The sequence below is a fragment of the Pseudarthrobacter sp. NPDC058196 genome (assembly GCF_042882685.1).
Classification (GTDB): Bacteria; Actinomycetota; Actinomycetes; order Actinomycetales; family Micrococcaceae; genus Arthrobacter.
In genome coordinates this window covers 46,243-67,487 of sequence record NZ_JBHVVN010000018.1, presented here as the reverse complement: position 1 = coordinate 67,487, position 21,245 = coordinate 46,243, and the positions used below count along the sequence as shown (strand labels likewise).

Genomic DNA, 21,245 nt, shown 5'->3' with positions numbered 1-21,245 from the left:
GGCATGGGCGGTCCGGATGGACGCCGCGACCCGGGTGCGCCCAGGACCTGCAGGAGCCGGCACCTAAGATGGCGGCATGGAAGACGAAGCCCTGGCTGACATTGCGGACAGGCTCTATGCCAGGGACCTCGACGGCTTCATCGCGGCCAGGGCTGCCGCGGCCAAGGAGGCAGCGGAGCAGGACAAGGAACTGGCGGCGGCGGTCCGGGCGCTGGCAAAGCCGTCCGTGGCCGCCTGGGCGGTGAACATGCTGGCCCGGCAACGGCCTGGCGTCCTGGCTGACCTGTCTGCCCTTGGGGAGAGGATGCGCTCCGCCCAGGAATCGCTGGATGCCGCTGCGCTCCGTGCGCTGGCCCGCGAGCGCCGCACCCTGCTGGCTGCCGCCGTCGACGCCGCACGGACTGTCGCTGCGGAGCAGGGGCGCCCCATCAGCGGACCCATGGCCGCGGACGTTGAGGAGACCCTGCGGGCGCTGACGGCAGATGAAGGAGCAGCCGTGGCCGTTGCGAGCGGCCGCCTGCTGAAGGTCCTGACCGCCGACGGCGTCAACCAGGTGGACCTGGCTGGGGCGGTGGCCCTCCCCGGAACGCTCCCCGCTGTGTCGTCGTCACCCCGGCCAACGCCTTCCCCGGTTGCAGCGGACACAACGGCAGCAAGGACGTTGACGACGCCGCAACGCACCTCCCAGCCCAAGCCCGCCAAGCCGCGCCTTGAGGCCGTGCGCCAGACGCCCCGGCCGGCGTCGCCCCCGGCGCTGGAACGGGCCAAGGCTGCCCACGCCGAGGCCCGGGCTGCCGAGGAAGAAGCCGCCCGGCGTTCCGCGGACCTGCAGGCGGAGGCCGAAGGGGCACGAACCGAGATTGCGGAACTTCAGCAGGAGACAGCCATGCTCCGGGAGAGGCTGAAGGCCGCCGAGGAACGGCTGGAGAACGTCCGCAGGAAACTGTTCGCCACGTCCGCCGAAGCCAAGCAGGCGGCCCGTGCCGCCGACAAGGCGAGCCGGGCCGCCGTGCTGGCGCATGAACGCGTGCTTCGCCTGGGCAGCAACTGACCAGGCGGCAACCCGCGGTCAAAGACCGGCCATCAGGGGCTGCCCACGGCCCTCCGGGGCATGCGCTGCTTCGCAACGCATGGACGACATGCACCCGCGGGGACAGCCACGGCGGGCGTTCCTTTGTAACGTGGACACCAGCCGCACTGCCCGGCGTTCACGAGCTCGAAGGAACCCTGCAATGACAAGGTCGCACCGGACACCGAAGCATGAACCCGAAACAAGCGTTGAGCTGAACCCTTTGTTCAGCCGGGCGGGTGAATCCACCCTCTTCCCACGTTTCACGATGCCCGAGGGCGAATCCTTGCCCTCCACTGCCTACCAGGTGGTCCACGACGAGGCGATGTTGGACGGCAACTCGCGGCTGAACCTGGCAACGTTCGTGGGGACGTGGATGGAACGCGAGGCCTCACAGCTCTACGCCGAAACTTTCGACAAAAACATGATCGACAAGGACGAGTACCCGCAGACGGCGCTCATCGAGACCCGGTGCTGGCGGATGCTTGCGGACCTGTGGAACGCGCCGGATCCGGCGAAGACCGTTGGTACCTCCACCATCGGTTCCTCCGAGGCGTGCATGCTTGGCGGCCTCGCCCTGAAGCGCCGGTGGCAGCATCGTCGGCGCGCTGCGGGACAGCCGACGGACAAACCCAACATCGTGCTCAGTTCAGCCGTCCAGGTGTGCTGGGAGAAGTTCTGTAATTACTGGGAAGTGGAAGCACGCTTCGTTCCCGTCTCGTCCGAACACCCCACGCTGGACGGCCATGACCTGGAGCGGTACGTGGATGAGAACACCATTGGGGTCGTGGCCATCATGGGGGTGACGTACACCGGCGCCTACGAGTCCGTGGCAGGTATCTCCGCCGCCCTGGACGCCATCGAGGCAAGCCGCGGACTGGACATCCCCATCCATGTCGATGGTGCATCCGGAGCCATGATCGCGCCCTTCCTGCAGCCGGAGCTTGACTGGGACTTCCGGCTACCCCGCGTGGCCTCGATCAACACCTCGGGTCACAAATACGGGCTGGTGTACCCGGGCCTCGGCTGGATCGTGTGGCGGGACGAGGAAGCGCTGCCCGAGGACCTCGTCTTCCATGTCAGCTATTTGGGCGGCGACATGCCTACCTTCGCCTTGAACTTTTCCCGGCCCGGCGCCCAGGTGCTGCTGCAGTATTACCTGTTCCTCCGGCTTGGCTTCGCCGGCTACAAGTCCGTGCAGGCGACCTCTCGCGACGTTGCACTGTACCTCTCCAGCGAAATCGGGGCCATGGAAGCCTTCACCCTGTGGAGCGACGGCTCCGACATCCCGGTCTTTGCCTGGCAACTCGCCGACGGCCACACCAGGAACTGGAACCTCCACCACCTGTCCGAGCGCCTCCGGATGAACGGATGGCTTGTCCCGGCCTACCCGCTACCCGACGGACTCAGCGACACCACAGTGCAACGGATCGTGGTCCGCAATGGCTTCACCCGCGACCTCGCCGCGAGCTTCCTGGACGACCTCAAGAAAGAAGTCGCCTACCTGGACGCACTGACTGCGCCCATGCCCTCGGAGGGGCAGACGCCCGCCTTCCACCACTAGCGCCCAGGAGGACGCGCCATGTGCCGATTGTTTGGGCTGCACGCCGGTCCGCGGACCGTCCGGGCGACATTTTGGCTGTTGGACGCCCCGGACAGCCTCACCGAGCAAAGCCGGCGCGAGCCCGATGGCGCAGGCATCGGGACCTTCGACGCGGATGGCCGGGCCAGGCTGAGCAAACGGCCGCTGGCAGCCTGGGAAGACCATGCGTTTGCCCGCGAAGCACGCGAGCTGCGGAGCACCACCTTCCTGGCCCATGTCAGGTACGCGAGCACCGGTGCGCGCACCGTGGCCAACACGCACCCGTTCATGCAGGATGGGCGGCTCTTCGCCCACAACGGCGCCTTCACCGGCCTCGACCGCCTTGACCGCCATCTCGCCGACCTGGGCGTTGCGGACCTGGTGCAGGGCCAGACGGACAGTGAGCGGCTGTTCGCCCTCATCACGGCCCATGCCCGCACGTCAGGCGGCGACATCGGACAAAGCATCGTCCGGGCCGTCGAGTGGGTCGCGGCGGAGTTGCCGGTCTACAGCCTGAACCTCATCCTCACTACTGCCACCGACCTCTGGGCGCTCCGGTACCCGGCCAGCCACGAGTTGTACATCCTGGAGAGGAACCCTGCCGCCGAACCGGCCCCGGCAGCTCCGCTGGATGCCCGAAGCCGACGGATCCATTCCCGAAGCACGGATCTGTCCCTTTCTCCGCACGTCCTGTTCGCCACCGAACCGATGGACAACAATCCGCGCTGGCGTGCCCTGGCGCCCGGAGAGCTGGTCCACGTGGACCGATCGCTGGCGGTAACCGCCACATTTCCGTTCGCGGCGAATCCTCCACACCTGCTGACCCTGGCCGACCTTGAACCATCAGCGGCAGCGTCCCAAAAGCCGTGAGGAACGCCGGCGCCCCGGCCCGGGCCCTCCCCCGTTTCCGGGCCGGATGGCAACACGCGGGCCGGATTCCAAAGAATGTCAGACCCCGGTTGCACACTGGATTCATGGAGAACCAAGCCGTTCAGGAATTTCACGTCACCTACTTCGACGCCGACTGTGGCCGTGCCCGTGCCGAGGTCTTTGACACCTTGGCCGAGGCGGAGCGCTTCGCCAGCAGGCAGTGCACAGGCGTGGACAGCTGGGCCGTGGTGGATGCCGTCAGCGTGGAATCGGTCAGAATCGCTGCCTGACCGCCTGCCAACGGGAACACGCAACGCGGCGGCACCGAGACCGCAACACGGGCTGCGTTAAAGGCGTCAGCCCGCGCCGCCCGGCGGTTGCCGGCAGCACGGGCTGACGTTGGAGTGGCGGGAGTCCGCCGGCCGGGTGAGGCCGTGGGCCGCCGTCGCGGATCAGTGGAACCGCGGGCTTACTGGAAGTCGGAAACGGCAGGGTCGGGTCCGATCCGGCCTTCGCCGCCGGCGGTCCGGTCCAGTGCGTTGATTGCCTCGACGTCGTCAGCGTCCAGGGAGACCTCGAGGGCTGCGAAGTTCTCCTTGATGCGGGACTCGGTTACCGACTTGGGGATGACCACGTTGCCGATCGCGAGGTGCCAGGCGATGACAACCTGCGCCGGCGTGGCCTGGTGCTTGGCCGCGATGGACGCCACGACGGGGTCCGCCAGCAGCTCGCCGCCCTGGCCCAGCGGGGACCAGGCCTGGGTCAAGATGCCCTTGTCGGTTCCAAACGCCCTCAGCTCACGCTGGCTGAAGTACGGGTGCAGCTCGATCTGGTGGATGGCCGGCACCACTCCCGTTTCGTCGATAAGGCGCTGCAGGCCTTCTGCCGTGAAGTTGGAGACACCGATGGACTTGACCCGGCCGCGCTTTTGCAGCTCGATCAGCGCCTTCCAGGTATCGACGTACTTGTCCTGCTTGGGCTGCATCCAGTGGATGAGGTACAGGTCCAGGGTGTCCAGGCCAAGGCGGTCCATGGACTCCTCGAAGGCGGCGAGGGTCGACTCGTATCCCTGGTCCGCGTTCCACAGCTTGGTGGTAATGAAAATTTGCTCAGGCGAGAGGCCGGAGCTGGCAATGGCGCGGCCCACGCCTGCCTCGTTGCCGTAGATCTTTGCCGTATCAATGTGGCGGAAGCCGGCTTCGAAAGCCTGGCGGACAACCTTTTCAGCCACATCATCCTCAACCTGCCACACACCGTAGCCGAGCTGGGGGATCGTGTTTCCGTCGTTGAAAGTCAAGGTAGGTGAAAGAGTCATAAGTTCATCCTGCCAAAGCCGCGGACCCAGATGGCCCCATTTCCCGCTCTGTCAGCCAGGCGCGTAACGGCAATATTCGTCGGCCGGACCGGGAATATTTTCGTGCCTCTGACGGAACTACTCCCCGCGGAGCCGGTGTTCGGCGTCGTCAACCTGCTGGAAGACCGCTTCAGCGCGGCGCCGGACGGACGCCGCCCCGACCGGCACCGGCCCCACGGCGAGCCGAAGCATGGCGGCCGCCTCCGCGGTGGTGGCCAGCGAGTTTCCCGCCTTGGACAAGGCACGATGGACGTCCGCCAGTTCGGCCGGGATGTCCAGGCCATCACTGGGCGAACGGCGCTGGGCCTCCATGCACACTGCCCGGACCCGCTGCAACAGGGCTGCGAGGTCGTTGGCAATCTCTACCAGCTCGCCGTACAGCTGGTCGTCCTCCACCCCTTCCAGCACCTGGTGGAAGCGGTCCAAACCCCTGTGGAAGCGGTCGTGCGCACGGCGCCACAACCCCTGGCCGAGTTCGGCATCATCTTTGCGCCCCTGCCTGGCGGCGCTGAAAAAGCCCAAGCGCAGCCTACAAGTACTGCCCGGGACCGTGGTCCGGGTCTTCCCGCTGGTTGGGCGTGCCCTGCGCCGGCGGCCGTGCCCCGGCCGGCGCCCGCTGCGGCTCACCGTTTTCACCGATGACGACGCCGGGCGCAATCATGGTGCCCGGCGGCAGTTGGCGAAGCTGCAGCTGTGCCGCAGCGTGTTCCCGGGCAGCGTTCTGTGCCGCGATGGCCGTCTGGATGCCATGGAACAGGCCCTCCAGCCAGCCCACCAGCTGGGCCTGGGCGATCCGAAGTTCAGCATCCGACGGGGTGGCGTTGTCGGAGAAAGGCAGGTTGATCCTGTCCAGTTCAGCCACCAGTTCGGGGGCGAGGCCGTCCTCGAGCTCCTTGATGGAACGCTTGTGGATGGCTGCCAGCCGCCCCCTCGCGGCGTCGTCCAGAGGTGCGGACTTCACCTCTTCCAGCAGCTGCCTGATCATGGTGCCGATCCGCATCACCTTGGCCGGTTCGTCAACGAGGTCGTGCAGGCTGCTGCGCTGCGGCCTTCCGTCCGTTCCCCGCGGAGCCTGGAGCGGCGACGGGTCGTCGTCAACGGGGGTGCCTTCTACCGGGAGATCCTCAGCTGCCTGAGTGTCATTGGGATCGCTCATGCGTTCATACTCTCATGCGCCATCGGGCCCCGGGACACTCCATGAACGCCACCGGTGCCTTGTCCGCTGCGGGCTCAATCAGCAGCACCTGCCCTGTGGGTTGCTGTCCTGGCGGTCCGTGCGGTCCCGCCAGAATTCCCGCTCACCCAAGGGTGGTTCCCGGTGCCCGGAGGCCTTGTGGTGCTCCAGGTACTTGGCGTAGGCATCCGCACCCATGACACCACCCAGGTACCGCGCAAACCCGCGGAAGCCATTCGCCACCGCAGTGATTCCGCCGCTCATCAGTGTCCGCCCCGCTCAAGGCGGGCGCCGGCGGGCACCTTGTCCCACTCCGCGCCCAGTACGCGCTCGGCAGCTGTCGGTACCAAACCGGCGGGGGCGAACACCCTGGAGGGCACGGCGGGGTCTTCGTTGTCCGTGGTGGCAGTCCCGGACGCCCGGTCACGGAACGCCTTGGCTGTAGCGAGTACCGCCGTGGCGATCACGATGATGCTCAGCAGCACGAAGATCACTGACAGCCACCCCTGGATGGCGGTGTTCCGGACCACGGCCTCCATGGCTGCCACGGTCTTGGCCGTCCCGAATTCCGTCTTGCCGTCCGCAAGCGCCTTGCTGAAAGCAGCGTTGTTGGCGAAGTACCCCACGGCCGGAACGGGCGAGAAGATCTTCTGGTAGCTGGCAGTGATGGTGACCACCGCGGCGAAGGCCAGCGGCACGGCAACGATCCACAGGTACTTGAACGTGCCGCGCTTGGCGACGATGGCCAGGCATACGGCCAGGGCAATCGCTGCCAGGAGCTGGTTGGCGATGCCGAACAGCGGGAACAGTGTATTGATGCCGCCGAGCGGATCGGTGACACCCATCAGCAGCACGGCACCCCACGCTGCGACCATGACGGCGGTGCAGAGCCACGCACCGGGCCGCCATGACGCCTCCTTGAACTTGGGGACGAAGTTTCCGATCGAGTCCTGCAGCATGAACCGGGCCACACGGGTGCCGGCGTCCACTGCGGTGAGGATGAAGAGCGCCTCGAACATGATGGCGAAGTGGTACCAGAAAGCCATCATGGCGGTCCCGCCGATGAACTGGTGCATGATGTGTGCCAGTCCCACGGCCAGGGTGGGGGCACCCCCGGAGCGGGAGATGATGCTCTGTTCGCCGACGTCCTTGGCGGTCTGGGCCAGTGCGTCGGGGGTGATGTTGACCCCCGCCAGGCCCAGGCTGTTGACCCACTGCGCAGCCGTTTCCACGGTGCCGCCGGTCAGTGCCGTCGGTGCGTTCATGGCGAAGTAGATGCCCCGGTCGATCGAGATGGCCGCCACGAGCGCCATGATGGCCACGAAGGATTCCATCAGCATGCCGCCGTAACCGATGTACCGGGTTTGCCGTTCCTTCTCGATGAGCTTGGGAGTGGTGCCCGAAGAGATCAGCGCGTGGAAACCGGACAGCGCACCGCAGGCGATGGTGACGAACAGGAACGGGAACAGGGCGCCGGAGAACACCGGCCCGTTCTCGCGGCCGGCGAACTCGCTGAAGGCCGGGACGGTGATTTCAGGCCGGACCACCACGATGGCCAGCGCGAGCATCACGATCACGCCGATCTTCATGAACGTGGAGAGGTAGTCGCGTGGCGCCAACAGCAGCCAGACCGGCAGGATCGCGGCGATGAAGCCGTAAATGATGAGGCCCCAGGCGATGGTGACCTTGTCCAGGTGGAAGAATGCTGCACCCCACTCGGTGCCGGCCACGGCGCCGCCGCCGATGATGGCAGCCATCAGCAGGACGAACCCGATGATGGAGACCTCCATCACCTTGCCGGGGCGCAGATAGCGCAGGTAGACGCCCATAAACAGGGCGATCGGGATGGTCATGCCCACGGAGAAGACGCCCCACGGGCTTTCGCCCAGGGCATTGACGACGACGAGCGCCAGGATGGCCACGATGATCACCATGATGAGCAGGGTGGCAATGAGGGCGGCGGTGCCGCCGACGACACCGAGTTCCTCCCGGGCCATCTGCCCCAGCGAGCGGCCACCGCGGCGCATGGAGAAGAAGAGGACGAGGTAGTCCTGCACGGCGCCGGCGAGGACGACGCCGATGATGATCCAGATGGTGCCGGGCAGGTAGCCCATCTGCGCGGCGATGACGGGACCCACCAACGGGCCGGCGCCGGCGATGGCGGCGAAGTGGTGGCCGAAGAGGACGTTCCGGTCCGTGCGGACGTAGTCCTTCCCATCCGCCTTGTACTCGGCGGGCGTCGCCCGTCGGTCGTCAGGTTTGGTGATGTAGCGTTCGATCACCTTGGAGTAGAAGCGGTAGCCGATCAAGTACGTGCAGATGGAGGCGAAAACGAACCAGATCGCGTTGACGGTTTCGCCACGGACGATCGCCAGCATGAACCAGGCAACCCCGCCCAGCAGCGCGATCGCCACCCACAGCGCAATCTTGGCGGGCGTCCACCTCCGGTCTTCGGCCGCGAGCGTTTCCTGGTCTACAGCGGGCGGGGGAAGATCCGGGTCCGTCGCCAGCCCGCCCTCCGCCCGGGATCCGATCTTCCGCTGATCCGGTATTCCGGCCATGTCTCCTCCTTGAGAGATTCCGCACATCTGCTACCGGCACCCTACCAACGGGTAACCCGCCGGGAACGTCCGACGGCGACGCAGCGCCAGGATGTGCGGTGAGCGGCGGCGAACCGGCGACGAACGAGCGGGAAACAAGCAGGGAGGAACGCGGTGGTCGGACTCCGAAGCCGGCTCCTACCCCAGGCTGCGCCGTAACACGGGCAGCCTCGAACGGGTGAAAGCCCATGCGAGCGCGGCCCCCGTCAACGGCACCGCCGCCACGAGGACTGACAGGTGCAGCCACGGGACCTCGACGGCGGTCCGCAGGCCCGTGGAGAGCGCCAGGAGGACGGCGGGCACGGTTCCTGCCAGAGTTCCCAGCACCGCCCCGACGCCGCTGGAGAACAGGGCCTGGGACCCTGCCAGGGCCTTGCGCAACCGCGGCGCAGCGCCCACACCGGCCAGCGTGGCATGGTCCGTGCGGGCGTCCGCCATTGACAGGCCGGTAGTGATCCCCGCGGCGCTGAAGGTGATGAGCGCACTGACCGCGACAATGATCCAGGTGGTCCACTGGCTGCCTTGGGAGATGCCCGGTTCAGCCCGGAAGGTTATCCCCGGTAGCCCGTAGACCGATGCCGCCGCTGCGGACGCCGCATCCGATTCCGCCTCCGACGGGGCGCCGGCCAATTGGACCAGCAAGGCCGCTGGTTCCGGGTGCAGCTCAAGCCGCTGCGCCGTTTCGGGCGACACGACGCCGTAGTAGGGGACGGGGACCACCGGTTCGAGCACTGCCGCGGCGAGCGGCGTGCTGCCGACCGTGGCGGGGACCGTGCCAGGCCCCGGCACCGCCGGCTCATGGGTCCGGACATCCTGTGCCTGCAGCAGCACGTGTCCGTCGCTGACGAACACCCGGTTGGTCACCACCATCCCGCCGGTGTTCAGCACGGCCAGGGCCTCCGGGGTGGCGTCCCGGCCCAGCACGGCGCGAATATCCTCTTCGCCGCCCACCAGGACCGTCCCGTCGTAGGGCGACCGAAGGGCCATCGAACCGCGGCACCGCCAATCACCCGGATCCGCCAGCCTCCCCTGCGGCGTTCGCGGACACGCGTTGGCTTCTGGCAGGGCCAGCGAATACTGCAGGCAGTTGGATGAGGACGTCCGGGCCGGCAATGCTGTGTCCGCCGGACCGTCAGTGCAAGTGCGCGTGCTTTCCGGGGTGGTGATGGGGTGGGTTGATTCCACCGTGCCCAAGGCCCCGGCCACAGCAACGGAGAGTGCGGACGCGTCCACGTGCACTGGCGGTTGCCTGCTGCCGCCGGCACCCATCGGCGGGTCCACCACCAGGGGCAAGGACGCCTGGTTTTCCAGCCCGCCCCACCAGTGCGATTGCCGCATCCCCGCTTGTTGGCTGGCCGAGAGCACCATTGCGGCACTGGCCAGCGCCGCGGCTGCAAGAACTGCGGCGACGGCGGGAACGCTCCGTCCCCGGTTCCTGGCCGAGTCCCGTGCCGCCATCCGGAGGGACAGGGTCATCCAACGCGTGCGGGAAGTCAGGCGGAGGACGAGCCAGCCGGTGACCATGACCAGGCCGGCTACGCCAAGCACGGCACCCAGGATCAGGATAGTGACCACCAGGGGCAGCTCCGCGGCCCGCTGGTCGGGATCGGTGGTGGACGTACCCAGCACCCAGCCGGCCAGCAGGAGCCCCGCCCCAGCCACCAGCGCCACGGCACCTGCAACAGTGGACCGCCGCGTCTTCGGAGCCGGTGCCCGCCCCGATTTCAACGCGCCAAGGACCGCCTGGCGTGACACCTGCCGGGCCGGCACCATGGCTGCGAGGACGCAGGCCGCCAGGCCCATGGCAGCAGCGGCCAGGGTCATGGGGACGTCCGGGTGCACGCCCGCCAGCCGGACAGATCCGGTCAGTCGGACCAGATGGACGACGACGGCAGCGCCTCCCAGCCCCACCGCGGCACCCGCGGCAACAGCGATGCCGCCAAGCCATAGTCCGCCTGCGGTGACCACCGCGCGGATGGTGGGGCTTTCCGCCCCGGATGATGCCAGGAGTGCCAACTCGCGCACCTGCTGCTTGGCTCCCACGGCGAACGCGGCACCGGCCAGCAGGCCCACTTCCAGGAGTGCGAGCGCGCCGACCAGGCCGAAGGTGGCGTAGACGGCCATCAGGGCCGAGGAGTCGTCGCGGGGCTGCGAACCCGGGACGACGCGCTGTTCGAGGGGCGGCGGGTCAAGGACCACGCTGCGCGACAGCACCGCCACCCCTTTACTGTTGGCGTCCTTGATGTAATCCCATGTCACGGGGTCCGGCCCCACAAGGTAATACGACACCGACAGGCGGGTATGCGGCCCGGGGGCAAAATTCTCAGGCACCTGGTGGGACTGCAGGTACAGGAAGCTGTTGCTGTCCGCCGAGCCGGCGTCGCGGATGGTGCCCACCGGGACAAAGGTCCCTGCCGACGTCGTGAATTCCTTGCCAAAGGTGAGCTTGAAGCGGGCCATCAGCCCGGGTGAGGCGAGGACCTCCGCCGCGCCGCGCGGGGGCCGCCCGTCCAGGAGCGTGAACTTGCCGGCGAAGGCCGGATTGAGTGCGTCCACTTCCCTGCCCTGCAGTGCCAGGAGGGCTTCGCCCACGCCGGTGGTCAGCTGCAGCAGGCGCTGTGGCAGGACTTCGTAGCCCGCGGGCAGGGCGTCGCGAGGGTCGGCGGGCTTGAAGTCCGGGTCATAGCGGCCGGTGCTGGAGGCCACCACGGCATCGTTGAGCGGGTCCTGGAGCGATTCGGCGCCCGGAACCGGCAGGGTGCTGAACCGGGCCTGCGTGCGGCCGAGTTCGTAGTCCACGATTTCAACAGGCGTCCGCTGGGAGCTCTGGTAGAGGGTGGCGGCGCCGGTCATCCCGGCCACCGGCACCATGATCAGCAGGATGATCAGCAGGGACCGCCCCTTGTGGCGGGCGATCTCGCGGCGCGCCAGCCGCAAGGCAACCCGAAGGCTGCTCCGGCGGCCATGGGGCGCCGGAGCCAGGTCCAACGGCATCAGAGTCCGGCCTGGGTGAGGAGCATGGTGGGGTCGTGCATGGCGGTGGCCTGGTCGATGATCCGGCCATCCCTGAGGAAGACCACCCTGTCAGCCCAGGCGGCGTGCCGCGCTTCATGGGTGACGAGCATGACGGCGGCACCGGCGTCGGCACGAGACCGCAGGACCTCCATGACCCCCTGGCCCGTGGTGGAGTCCAAGGCGCCGGTGGGTTCGTCGGCCAGGATCAGCCGCCGTTGGCCCACGATGGCCCGGGCGATGGCCACCCGCTGCTGCTGGCCGCCGGACATCTGGTCCATGTACCGGTGGGCGAGCTCGGATATCCCCACCTGCCGGAGCGCATCGGCTGCCTGCCGGTGCGCCTTCCGGGCCGATGTCCCGTCCAATTCCAGGGGCAGCGCCACGTTCTCCTCGGCCGTCAGCGTGGGCACCAGGTTGAAGTCCTGGAACACGTACCCCACCGCCCGCCGGCGCAGCCGGGCCAACTCGTTCAGGCCCAGCCCCGCCAGGGGCGTTGACTCCACGAAGACAGCGCCCGACGTCGGACGGTCCAGGCCGCCGGCCAGGGCCAGCAGGGAGGACTTGCCGGAGCCCGAAGGGCCCATAACGGCGACAAACTCCCCCGCGCCGATGGTGAGGTCCACATCGCGAAGCGCGGCGACCGCCGTCGCGCCCTCACCGAACGTCCTGCCAACTTTCGCGAGCTCAAGGACCTGCTGCGGCCCCTGCACGCTCACCGGCGGGTGTCCGCGTTCAGCGGGGCGTCTTCCGTGGCCCCGCTGGACGTCTTCCGGGCAGTGGCCGCCGCGGCCGACTGCGCCTGCTGGACCATCCTGGCCTCGCAGAGGTCCAGCCAGCGGACCTCCGCTTCGGTTTGGAAAATCAACGAATCGAGCACCAGCAGCCAAGCGGTGTCCGCCGCGCGCTGGTTCGCCGCGGTGTCGCGGCGGGCCTTGGTGTAATCCTGCAAAGCCCTGATGGAAGCCACGCGCTGGGCCTGGATGATGGCCTGGACGTCCACGCCGGGCAGCGTCACGGCGAGCGCGAGCTTGATGGCGAGCTCGTTGCGGGGCGGGTTGTTGCGCTCGACGGGCGCGGCGAACCAGCTCCGGACCTCGGCCTGGCCGGCGGGGGTGATGCTGTACACGACGTGGCCCTCGCCGTCGTCGCCGTCCCTGGCAACCAGGGCATCGCGTTCCAGCCGGTCCAGGGTGGTGTACACCTGGCCGATGTTCAAGGGCCAGGTGGCCCCGGTGCGGTTCTCAAACTCGACCCGCAGCTGGTAGCCGTAGCGCGGCTGGTCCTGCAGCAGGGCAAGGAGGCTATGGCGTATGGACATTGTGCTCCCCCGGGCTGGTCTCTACCGGTATGCACGAGCCCCCAAGACTCGTGCATACCGCGTATGGACAACACTAACGGGCAGCCGCGCCTCTGGCAATACTGAGTATCTAGGCCATTACATGACCAGGAGGACCTTGCCCACGTGATCCCCGCTGTCGAAGTAGCGGTGGGCCGCGCTGACCTGGTCCAGCGGGAAGGTCTTGGCCACGAGCGGGCGGATCCTGCCATCGACGATCAACGGCCACACGGCGTCCCGGACGGCACTCATGATGGCCCCCTTCTCCGCCACGGGCCGGGGCCGCAACGCCGTGGCCACCACGGCCGCGCGCTTCTTCAACAGCAGCCCCAGGTCCAGCTCCCCCTTGGTGCCGCCCTGCAGGCCGATCACCACCAGCCGGCCGTAATCGGCCAGGGCGTCCACGTTCTGGGGAAGGTATTTGGCTCCCACGACGTCCAGGATGACATCGGCACCCTTGCCGCCATTTTGGCGGCGGAGGCTCTCGGGGAAGTCCTCTTCCGTGTAATTGATGGCGATGTCCGCACCGAGGAACGCCTTGGCGGTGCCTACTTTCTCGTCCGTGCCCGCCGTGGCGGCAACCTTGGCGCCGAACGCCTTGGCCAGCTGGATGGCCATGGTGCCGATTCCGCCCGTGGCCCCGTGGATCAGGACCGTCTCGCCCGGCTGCAGCTGCGCCGTCATGACCAGGTTGGAGTACACGGTCGCCGCCACCTCGGGCAGGGACGCCGCAGTGACCAGGTCAACCCCCTCGGGTACCCGCAGCACCTGTTCGGCCGGGACCGCCACCTGTTGGGCGTACCCGCCGCCGGCCAGCAGCGCCACCACCTTGTCCCCCAGCGAGAAGGGCTTGCTGACGCCGGGGCCGAAACCGGCGATCCGGCCCGATACTTCCAGTCCGGGGATTTCGGAGGCACCGGGAGGCGGCGGGTAGAAGCCGCGGCGCTGCTGGACGTCCGCCCGGTTCAGGCCGGCAGCCACCACATCGATCAGCACTTCGCCCTGGCCGGGTACCGGCGCATCCACGTCGCGGACTTCCAGCACTTCCGGGCCGCCCGGTTCCGAAATGTAGACGGCTTTCATGGACCTCTCCCGTTCCTGATTCAAATCCTGGCTGCAACCAGTGTGCACCGGACTCCTGCCCGCGGCCTGTTTTGTTGCAGGCAAGTGCCTATGAAACACTACTAGCTGAGGAAGGTTGTCCGAGCGGCCGAAGGAGCTGGTCTTGAAAACCAGTGTGCGGTAACCCCGTACCAAGAGTTCGAATCTCTTACCTTCCGCAAGGGAACCCCTGGCAGCCGGCACCGGCCGCCAGGGGTTTTTTGCTTTAAGCTCACCGGCCCGGCCGTGTTGCGGATATGTAAATTCTTTGGATAAAGCCACCGCAAACACCTGGTCGTGATGCTACAGGCGGGTATCGTTTGTGACTGCCGGCACACCCCCGGGTTGCCGGCGATCATCACTCCCGCCACCAGCACCTCCGGTCCGGGCTTGGGGAAAAGCCCGTACCGGACGGCGGGGCGCACCGCTGGGGAACGCCCCGCCGAATGCACGCGCCAGCAACCTTGCGTTCATTCAGTGCTGTTGTCATGTGCCTGGACAACCACCTGGCCAGGCACGATCGTGCCCAGTCCGATCCATGAAGCATGGACGCACCCACCGGTCCACCCACCCGGTACTCCTCAATGAAAGTAAGAGCGGATGCATCACACACCTTGGAAGTCAGCGCTCGGCGCAGCATTGTCGGCGGGGCTCATCGCAGCCCCGCTGGCTGCTGTTCCGGCGGCCGCGGAGGTCTCAACCGCGCCCGGCACATCCCCCGTTGTCATCAACGAGGCCTACCTGAGCGGCGGCAGCAGCGGCGCCGCATACAAGCACAAATTCGTGGAACTGTACAACAGCTCCGACGCGCCCGTGTCCCTGGACGGCTGGTCGGTTCAGTACCGCCCGGCCACCGGAACGGCCGCTCCCAGCGGAGTCGCCGCGTTGTCGGGGTCCATTCCCGCCAAGGGCTACTACCTGGTGCAGGGCGGGAGCAACGGCACCAGTGGTGCAGACCTGCCCGCGCCGGACCTCGTGGCCGGGGCGCTCAACTTCGGCGGCAGCGGGGGCACCATTGTGCTCGCGAAGCAGCCCACCGCCGTCGGACTTTCCACCGGATCCGTGGTGGAGCCTGCGGGCGTGGCCGATCTCCTGGGCTACGGCAGCTCCAACACGTTTGAGACCAAGGCCACCGCGGCACCCGCTTCCAACACCGACGTGAAGAGCCTGAACCGGACCGGCGGCGCGGACAGCAACAGCAACGCCGCAGACTTTACGCTCAGCGCCGCCATCACCCCGACGTCCTCCGGCGGCACCGCGCCGGACCCCGCACCGGCCCCTGACCCGGTGAACCGCAGTATCGCCGAGATCCAGGGCACCGGTGCCGAAAGCCCGCTGGCCGGAGCCGCCGCCACCACCAAAGGCAAGGTCACCGCGACCTTTCCCACGGGCGGACTGAACGGCTACTACATCCAGACCCCCGGCACGGGCGGTGACCTGAGCGCCACCAACCACTCCGCCTCTGACGGCATCTTCGTCTACTCGCCCGCAACGGTGGGCTCGGTCCAGACCGGAGACTATGTCCAGGTCACGGGCACGGTTGCCGAGTACTACGGAATGACCCAGCTGAACGTCACGGCGGCTGCCGGCCTCACCAAACTGTCCGAGGCCGCACCCGAGGTCAAGCCCACCATCTTCACGCTTCCGGCCGGCGAGGCCTTCCGTGAGTCCCTGGAAGGCATGCTGCTGGCACCCCAGGGCCCCATGACCGTCAGTGACAACTACAGCCTGAACCAGTACGGCGAAATCGGCCTGGCCGGCGGCACCACCGCACTGGAGCAACCCACCGCCGTGGCACCCTACGGCTCCGCCGAATACGCCGCCGTGGTGGCTGACAACGCCGCCCGCGGCATCAAGCTCGACGACGGGTCCAGCACCAACTTCCTCAAGGACGCCGCCACCAAGGCCGAAGTGCTGCCCTACCTCACCACTACGGATCCGGTCCGGGTAGGCTCACCGGTCAGCTTCACCACCAACGTGGTGCTGGGCTACGCCAACAACTCCTGGAAGTTCCAGCCGCTGACCCACCTGACGGAGGCCAACAAGGCCACCGTCCAGCCGGCCCGCTTCGGCGCCACCCGCACCGATGCCCCCGCTGCCGTGGGCGGCAACCTGAAGCTCGCGTCCTTCAACGTGCTGAACTACTTCCCCACCACCGGCGACCAGGTTGCCGGCTGCAAGTTCTACAGCGACCGCGCAGGCAACCCCATCACCGTCAGCGGCGGCTGCAACGTCCGCGGCGCCGCCAACGCCGCGAACTTCAAACGCCAGCAGGACAAGATCGTCGCCGCCATCTCCAAGTCCGGCGCCGACGTCGTCACCCTGATGGAGGTGGAGAACTCCGCCCAGTTCGGCAAGAACCGGGACGACGCCCTGGCCAAGCTCGTGGAGGCCCTCAACATCCCCACCCCGGGCATCTGGGACTACGTCCGCACCCCCGCCAACGCTCCCCCGCTGGCAGACGAGGACATGATCCGCACCGCGTTCATCTTCAAGAAGGCCGCCGCCGAGCCGGTGGGCGAATCCATCATCCACAATGACACGGTCGCCTTCGCCAGCGCCCGCAAGCCGCTGGCCCAGGTTTTCAAGCCCGTGGGCGCCCCTGATGACAAGAAGTTCATCGCGATCGCCAACCACTTCAAATCCAAGGGCTCGGCTGCCACTCCGGACGACACCGACAAAGGCCAGGGCAATTCAAACCTCGCCCGCACCGCCCAGGCGCAGTCCCTGCTGGCTTTCTCCGACGAGCTGCAGAAGTCCAAGGGCACCGACAAGGTGTTCCTGATCGGCGATTTCAACTCGTACGGCAAGGAAGACCCGATCAACGTCCTCACCGGCGCGGGGTACGTCAACCAGGACGACAAGGCCAGGAATGCCGACGGCACTGCCAAGCACTCGTACCTCTTCGGCGGCCTGGTGGGCTCGCTGGACCACATCCTCGCCTCGCCGGCGGCCAACGCGGTGGTCACCGGTGCGGACATCTGGAACATCAACTCGGTGGAATCCGTGGCGCTGGAGTACAGCCGCTACAACAACAACGTCACCGACTACTACGCACCGGACCAGTTCCGCGCCAGCGACCACGACCCCGTGGTGGTGGGCCTGGACCTCCCGGCAGTCCCTGCCACTGTTGACCTGAACCTCCTGAACATCAACGATTTCCACGGCAGGATCGATTCCAACACCGTGCAGGTCGCCGGGACCATCGAGAAGCTCCGCTCCGCAGCCGCTCCGGGTGCCACTGCCTTCCTGTCGGCCGGGGACAACATCGGTGCCTCGCTGTTCGCGTCCGCGGTCGCCAAGGACCAGCCCACCATCGACGTCTTGAACGCCTTGGAGCTGAAGGCGTCCGCCGTGGGCAACCACGAGTTCGACGGCGGCTGGGCGGACCTGCGCGACCGCGTCAGCGCGGGCGGCACCAACGCTAAGTTCCCCTACCTGGGCGCGAACGTCTACAAAAAGGGCACCACCGATCCGGCCCTGCCGGAGTACACGGTGCTGGACCTTAACGGCATCAAGGTTGCCGTGATCGGCACCGTTACCCAGGAAGTCCCCGCCCTGGTGACTCCCGCCGGCATCGCCGACCTCGACTTCGGCGACCCGGTGGACGCCATCAACCGGGTGGCCGCCAGGATCACGGCGGAGAAGCTGGCGGACGTGATCATCGTTGAAGACCACGACGGCGCCGGTTCCGGGGTGGTGGAGGGCGCCACCCTGGAGCAGGAAGTTGCAGCCGGGGGTCCCTTCGCTAAGCTGGTCACCGAAACCTCCCCCGAGGTGGATGCGATCTTCACGGGCCACACCCACAAGGAGTATGCCTGGGACGCCCCGGTGCCGGGCGCCGCGGGCGAGACCCGGCCGATCGTGCAGACCGGCAACTACGGTGAGAACGTGGGCCAGATCCAGCTGACCGTGGACACGGCCACCAAGCAGGTGACCGGGTACAAGGCCGGAAACATCAAGCGCACCACCGACCCCGCAGCAGAGCTGGTGGCCGCCTACCCGCGCGTGGCCGCCGTGGACGCGATCGTAAAGAAGGCCCTTGCGGACGCCTCCGTGGTAGGCAACCAGCCCATCGGCTCGGTCACCAGGGACATCACCACGGCGTTCACCACCGACGCCACCGGTGGTGCCAAGCGCGATGACCGCGGCAGCGAATCCACCCTGGGCAACCTGGTGGCCGATTCCCTGCTCTCTTCCCTGCAGCCGGCCGAGCTTGGCGGCGCGGAGATCGGCGTCGTCAATCCCGGCGGCCTGCGCAACGAGCTGTACTACGCACCGGACGGCACCATCACCTACGCCGAGGCCAATGCGGTGCTGCCGTTCGTGAACAACCTGTGGACCACGTCCTTGACCGGTGCGCAGTTCAAGACGCTGCTCGAACAGCAGTGGCAGACCAACCCGGATGGCACGGTTCCCAGCCGGGCCTACCTGCAGCTGGGCCTGTCAAAGAACGTCAACTACACCTACGATGCCGCCCGCCCGGCCGGTGACCGGATCACGTCCGTGCGGGTGAACGGCGACCTGCTGGACCCGGCCAAGTCCTACCGGGTGGGAACCTTCAGCTTCCTGGCCACCGGTGGCGACAACTTCCGGATCTTCACCGCGGGCACCAACACCCGCGATTCCGGGCTGGTGGACCGGGATGCCTGGATCGGGTACCTCCAGAAGAGCAGCCCGGTGTCCCCGGACTTCGCCCGGCGGTCGGTGGCTGTCACCAACACCACTGCCGCTGAGGTCAAGCCCGGAGAACCGCTCACGCTGACGGTGTCCAAGCTTGACCTGACGTCGCTCGGCAGCCCGGTGAACACGGCACTGGCGGCCTCGTTCACGGACTCCGCCGGCACGGTGACCCAACTGGGCACGGTCCCGGTCGCCGCCGAAGCCGCCGCCGTGAACCTTGCCGTGCCGGCCGGCGCTGCAACGGGGACGGGCACCCTGGTGCTCACCGCCGTCGAATCCGGCACGATGGTCAGGACTGCGGTCCTGGTTGCGGCGGACACTCCGTCGCAGCCGGTATGCGTCCCGCCGGTCAAGCCCACCCGGCCCGCGGACCTCAAGGGCCAGGCGAACTACGGACAGGCCATGGCCGCGTACCGGGCCTGCCTGCGAGGCTGATCCCAGGATGCGCCGCCACTTCCGGTTCCCTTCCAACGGTTTGGGGGCCGGAAGTGGTGGCGCATCGGTGTTTAAGCCCTGGTGGGGTTAACCCCTGTTGAGGATGGCCGCCGCGATTTCGTCGGCATCGCGGAGGGTGCGCTGGCCGCTGCGGTAGGCGGGGCCGCCCTCCTGGAAGGCTTCGGCGGCGATGGCGGTGCCCCATTGTGCCGATGACAGCTGCAGTCCCAGCACGAACAAGCCCGCCGTCACCGACCCGTTGGCCCCCACCGGCCGGTAGGGGTGGGGCTCCACGTCCAGTCCGGTGGACTCCACCGGGGCGCCTTCGGCGGTCATCATCAGCTTGGATCGGACCAGCCCGTCGGCCAGCAGCTGTTCGAGAAGGGGGGATTCGTTGGCTGATACCCGGTTGCCAGGGGCCAGCGCTTCCACCATGGTCCGCGCCCTTGCCGGCGGCCCGGAAACCCACGGTGACGAAGCCGTAAACTCCGCCGATTTCCGGTCCACACCGAACTTGGGGTCCGGCCCAACAAAGCTGACCACCCCGGCCCGGGCGAGCGCGGCGAGCTGTTCGGAACGGAGCGCCGGCGGCCCGCTGGCCAGGCCCTCCACGAAGGACTCGAACCAGCCGCGGAGTCCGGCCACCCAGGATTCGTCGGTGATGCCGCCATCGGCCACTGCCGTTTTGAGGACGGCGCGTCCGTGGTGCAGGGCACCGATGGCCATCTTGACCGGATCGTCCTCGCCCAGCGCGGAACGGCGTGCGTCGTCGAGCAGGAATTCCACCACGGCGGCGTCGTGCCCGGCCCGGGAAGCAAACGAACGGCCGGCCAACGGAGCCGCCAGTCCCAGCAGGTCCAGGCGGTGCCTGGGGCCGACGTGGACGGCAAGGACACTGTCCACCCCGTCCTCCCACTTCACGGCGCTGTGCGCATGCGGCTGCAGGGCTTCCTCCAGCGCGGCAAGGAATGCCGGCGCGTCCGGCACTGCTCCCGGCTGCGAGCGCACCAGCGTGGAGTAGTAGGCCCACAAGGCGTCGCGGTACAGCAACGGCCACAGGTCGTGGTCGAACGAGGGCCGGATTCCTGCCTTGGCCAGCCGTCCGATCGCGGCCTCGGTGAGGTAGCGCAGCCTGACAGAGGGGGCGTAGTAGCCGTCCAAGGCTGCCTTGGCGCGGTACGGGGTGCCGCGCCGGGAAGCCGCAATGATCACCGGCTCCTGGCCGGAGGCTTCGTACTCGAGCCGGTTGCCGCTGGAGACGAACTTCCCGCCGCGGCCTTCGGTGAGCTGTCCCATGGTGTCAAAGAAATTCAGTCCCATGCCGCGGACCAGGACAGGTTCGCCGGCCGGGATCCGGGACCAGTCCACATCCGCGGGCGCCGCCGGCGGAAAGTACTGCAAACCCAGCCGCGCGGCCGAATCCTGGAGGTCGCGCTGTTCCGGGTTCAGGCGGGACGGGATGTGCCCCAGGGCGAGCACCACGGAGTTGGCCCTGATGGTTTCCCCGGCAGCCAGTCCGACGTCGAACCTTCCGTCCCCGGCGGGGCGCACCCACAAGGCGGACGTTTCGTGGAATTCGATGGTGACGCCGTCGGGGGCCTTGGCCAGCACGTCCGCCAGGGTGCTGCGAAGGTACCGGCCGTACAGGGCACGGCTGGGGAAATCCCGCGAACCCAGCACCGCGATTTCGGCCCGCTCGTCATCGGTGAGGTCCGGCAGCGGATCCTGCTGCTGCCTCAGCCGCCATTGATCGAACGTGGTGCCGGCAACCGGGGCCGGCAGCGACGGGTCCTGGGGAACCAGGGTGGGGTAGAACGACTGGGTGTTCATGAGGAACAGCCGGGACTGGCCCGGCTGCCAGACATGGCCTGGGCCCGCCGGGTACGGATCCACGACGTCGATGCGCAGCCGCACGGGGCGCCCCGCCGCTGCCGCGTGGGCGAGCAGCCGCTCCAGCACGCTGGTGCCCCGGGGGCCGGCGCCGATGATGACGGCCCGGGTGCTCTGCGATAATTCCACGCCATCC

General features: G+C 67.8%; 15 protein-coding genes and 1 tRNA gene. 6 read left to right on the top strand and 10 right to left on the bottom strand.

The window, feature by feature from the left end; translation table 11 throughout:
- The first annotated feature begins 76 nt into the window (after window positions 1-76).
- The 4 genes from ACFVVC_RS20830 to ACFVVC_RS20815 all read left to right on the top strand — a co-directional run bounded on the left by ACFVVC_RS20830 (window position 77) and on the right by ACFVVC_RS20815 (window position 3,811).
- Entirely contained in the window at window positions 77-1,051 is a 975-nt protein-coding gene (locus tag ACFVVC_RS20830) for a hypothetical protein (protein WP_387457817.1), read from the top strand.
- Between the two features lie 181 nt (window positions 1,052-1,232).
- Window positions 1,233-2,633, top strand: coding sequence for a glutamate decarboxylase (locus tag ACFVVC_RS20825; protein WP_387457814.1), 1,401 nt, complete (start codon window positions 1,233-1,235; stop codon window positions 2,631-2,633).
- Between the two features lie 18 nt (window positions 2,634-2,651).
- Window positions 2,652-3,521 carry a class II glutamine amidotransferase gene (locus ACFVVC_RS20820; protein ID WP_387457811.1) on the top strand — a complete coding sequence of 290 codons (870 nt, stop codon included), beginning with the start codon at window positions 2,652-2,654 and terminating at the stop codon, window positions 3,519-3,521.
- Window positions 3,522-3,625: 104 nt separating this feature from the next.
- Window positions 3,626-3,811, top strand: a complete 186-nt coding sequence (locus ACFVVC_RS20815; protein WP_387457808.1) for a hypothetical protein — start codon at window positions 3,626-3,628, stop codon at window positions 3,809-3,811.
- A gap of 179 nt (window positions 3,812-3,990) precedes the next feature.
- Here the strand turns inward: ACFVVC_RS20815 and ACFVVC_RS20810 are convergent, their stop codons facing one another.
- The 9 genes from ACFVVC_RS20810 to ACFVVC_RS20770 form a co-directional block, all read right to left on the bottom strand.
- A complete protein-coding gene (locus ACFVVC_RS20810; RefSeq protein ID WP_387457805.1) occupies window positions 3,991-4,836 on the bottom strand; it encodes an aldo/keto reductase in 846 nt (281 codons plus the stop codon).
- A gap of 117 nt (window positions 4,837-4,953) precedes the next feature.
- Window positions 4,954-5,397 carry a hypothetical protein gene (locus ACFVVC_RS20805; RefSeq protein ID WP_387457802.1) on the bottom strand — a complete coding sequence of 148 codons (444 nt, stop codon included), beginning with the start codon at window positions 5,395-5,397 and terminating at the stop codon, window positions 4,954-4,956.
- 7 nt (window positions 5,398-5,404) lie between these two features.
- On the bottom strand, window positions 5,405-6,031 hold the full coding sequence (locus tag ACFVVC_RS20800; RefSeq protein WP_387457799.1) for a bacterial proteasome activator family protein: 627 nt from the start codon (window positions 6,029-6,031) through the stop codon (window positions 5,405-5,407).
- A 78-nt stretch (window positions 6,032-6,109) separates the two neighbouring features.
- Entirely contained in the window at window positions 6,110-6,313 is a 204-nt protein-coding gene (locus tag ACFVVC_RS20795) for a YbdD/YjiX family protein (protein WP_387457797.1), read from the bottom strand.
- Complete coding sequence (locus ACFVVC_RS20790) at window positions 6,313-8,610, bottom strand: carbon starvation CstA family protein (protein ID WP_387457794.1); 2,298 nt, start codon at window positions 8,608-8,610, stop codon at window positions 6,313-6,315. The genes ACFVVC_RS20795 and ACFVVC_RS20790 overlap by 1 nt, the downstream gene beginning before the upstream one ends.
- A 177-nt stretch (window positions 8,611-8,787) precedes the next feature.
- Window positions 8,788-11,643: a hypothetical protein gene (locus ACFVVC_RS20785; protein WP_387457791.1), complete on the bottom strand. Its 2,856-nt coding sequence runs from the start codon at window positions 11,641-11,643 to the stop codon at window positions 8,788-8,790.
- Window positions 11,643-12,380, bottom strand: a complete 738-nt coding sequence (locus ACFVVC_RS20780) for an ABC transporter ATP-binding protein (protein WP_387457788.1) — start codon at window positions 12,378-12,380, stop codon at window positions 11,643-11,645. Before ACFVVC_RS20780 ends, ACFVVC_RS20785 begins: the two co-directional genes overlap by 1 nt.
- Window positions 12,377-12,982 (bottom strand): PadR family transcriptional regulator, encoded by a 606-nt coding sequence (locus tag ACFVVC_RS20775; RefSeq protein ID WP_387457785.1) that lies wholly within the window; start codon window positions 12,980-12,982, stop codon window positions 12,377-12,379. The genes ACFVVC_RS20780 and ACFVVC_RS20775 overlap by 4 nt, the downstream gene beginning before the upstream one ends.
- A gap of 117 nt (window positions 12,983-13,099) precedes the next feature.
- Window positions 13,100-14,083, bottom strand: a complete 984-nt coding sequence (locus ACFVVC_RS20770; RefSeq protein ID WP_387457783.1) for an NAD(P)H-quinone oxidoreductase — start codon at window positions 14,081-14,083, stop codon at window positions 13,100-13,102.
- A 109-nt stretch (window positions 14,084-14,192) separates the two neighbouring features.
- On the opposite strand from ACFVVC_RS20770, the gene ACFVVC_RS20765 reads away from it, so the two are divergent.
- Together ACFVVC_RS20765 and ACFVVC_RS20760 are read left to right on the top strand one after the other, a co-directional pair.
- A tRNA-Ser gene (locus ACFVVC_RS20765) sits at window positions 14,193-14,280 on the top strand.
- Between the two features lie 421 nt (window positions 14,281-14,701).
- Entirely contained in the window at window positions 14,702-19,219 is a 4,518-nt protein-coding gene (locus ACFVVC_RS20760; protein ID WP_387457780.1) for an ExeM/NucH family extracellular endonuclease, read from the top strand.
- An 87-nt stretch (window positions 19,220-19,306) separates the two neighbouring features.
- On the opposite strand, the gene ACFVVC_RS20755 is transcribed toward ACFVVC_RS20760, so the two are convergent.
- Window positions 19,307-21,238: an FAD/NAD(P)-binding protein gene (locus ACFVVC_RS20755; protein WP_387457777.1), complete on the bottom strand. Its 1,932-nt coding sequence runs from the start codon at window positions 21,236-21,238 to the stop codon at window positions 19,307-19,309.
- Window positions 21,239-21,245: the final 7 nt, after the last annotated feature.

Excerpts from the sequence above, each read along its gene's own strand:
- ACFVVC_RS20830 (WP_387457817.1), top strand. The coding sequence starts at position 77 with ATGGAAGACGAAGCCCTGGCTGACATTGCGGACAGGCTCTATGCCAGG.
- ACFVVC_RS20825 (WP_387457814.1), top strand. The coding sequence starts at position 1,233 with ATGACAAGGTCGCACCGGACACCGAAGCATGAACCCGAAACAAGCGTT.
- ACFVVC_RS20790 (WP_387457794.1), bottom strand. The coding sequence starts at position 8,610 with ATGGCCGGAATACCGGATCAGCGGAAGATCGGATCCCGGGCGGAGGGC.
- ACFVVC_RS20800 (WP_387457799.1), bottom strand. The coding sequence starts at position 6,031 with ATGAGCGATCCCAATGACACTCAGGCAGCTGAGGATCTCCCGGTAGAA.
- ACFVVC_RS20820 (WP_387457811.1), top strand. The coding sequence starts at position 2,652 with ATGTGCCGATTGTTTGGGCTGCACGCCGGTCCGCGGACCGTCCGGGCG.
- ACFVVC_RS20785 (WP_387457791.1), bottom strand. The coding sequence starts at position 11,643 with ATGCCGTTGGACCTGGCTCCGGCGCCCCATGGCCGCCGGAGCAGCCTT.
- ACFVVC_RS20810 (WP_387457805.1), bottom strand. The coding sequence starts at position 4,836 with ATGACTCTTTCACCTACCTTGACTTTCAACGACGGAAACACGATCCCC.
- ACFVVC_RS20795 (WP_387457797.1), bottom strand. The coding sequence starts at position 6,313 with ATGAGCGGCGGAATCACTGCGGTGGCGAATGGCTTCCGCGGGTTTGCG.
- ACFVVC_RS20770 (WP_387457783.1), bottom strand. The coding sequence starts at position 14,083 with ATGAAAGCCGTCTACATTTCGGAACCGGGCGGCCCGGAAGTGCTGGAA.
- ACFVVC_RS20775 (WP_387457785.1), bottom strand. The coding sequence starts at position 12,982 with ATGTCCATACGCCATAGCCTCCTTGCCCTGCTGCAGGACCAGCCGCGC.
- ACFVVC_RS20815 (WP_387457808.1), top strand. The coding sequence starts at position 3,626 with ATGGAGAACCAAGCCGTTCAGGAATTTCACGTCACCTACTTCGACGCC.
- ACFVVC_RS20760 (WP_387457780.1), top strand. The coding sequence starts at position 14,702 with ATGCATCACACACCTTGGAAGTCAGCGCTCGGCGCAGCATTGTCGGCG.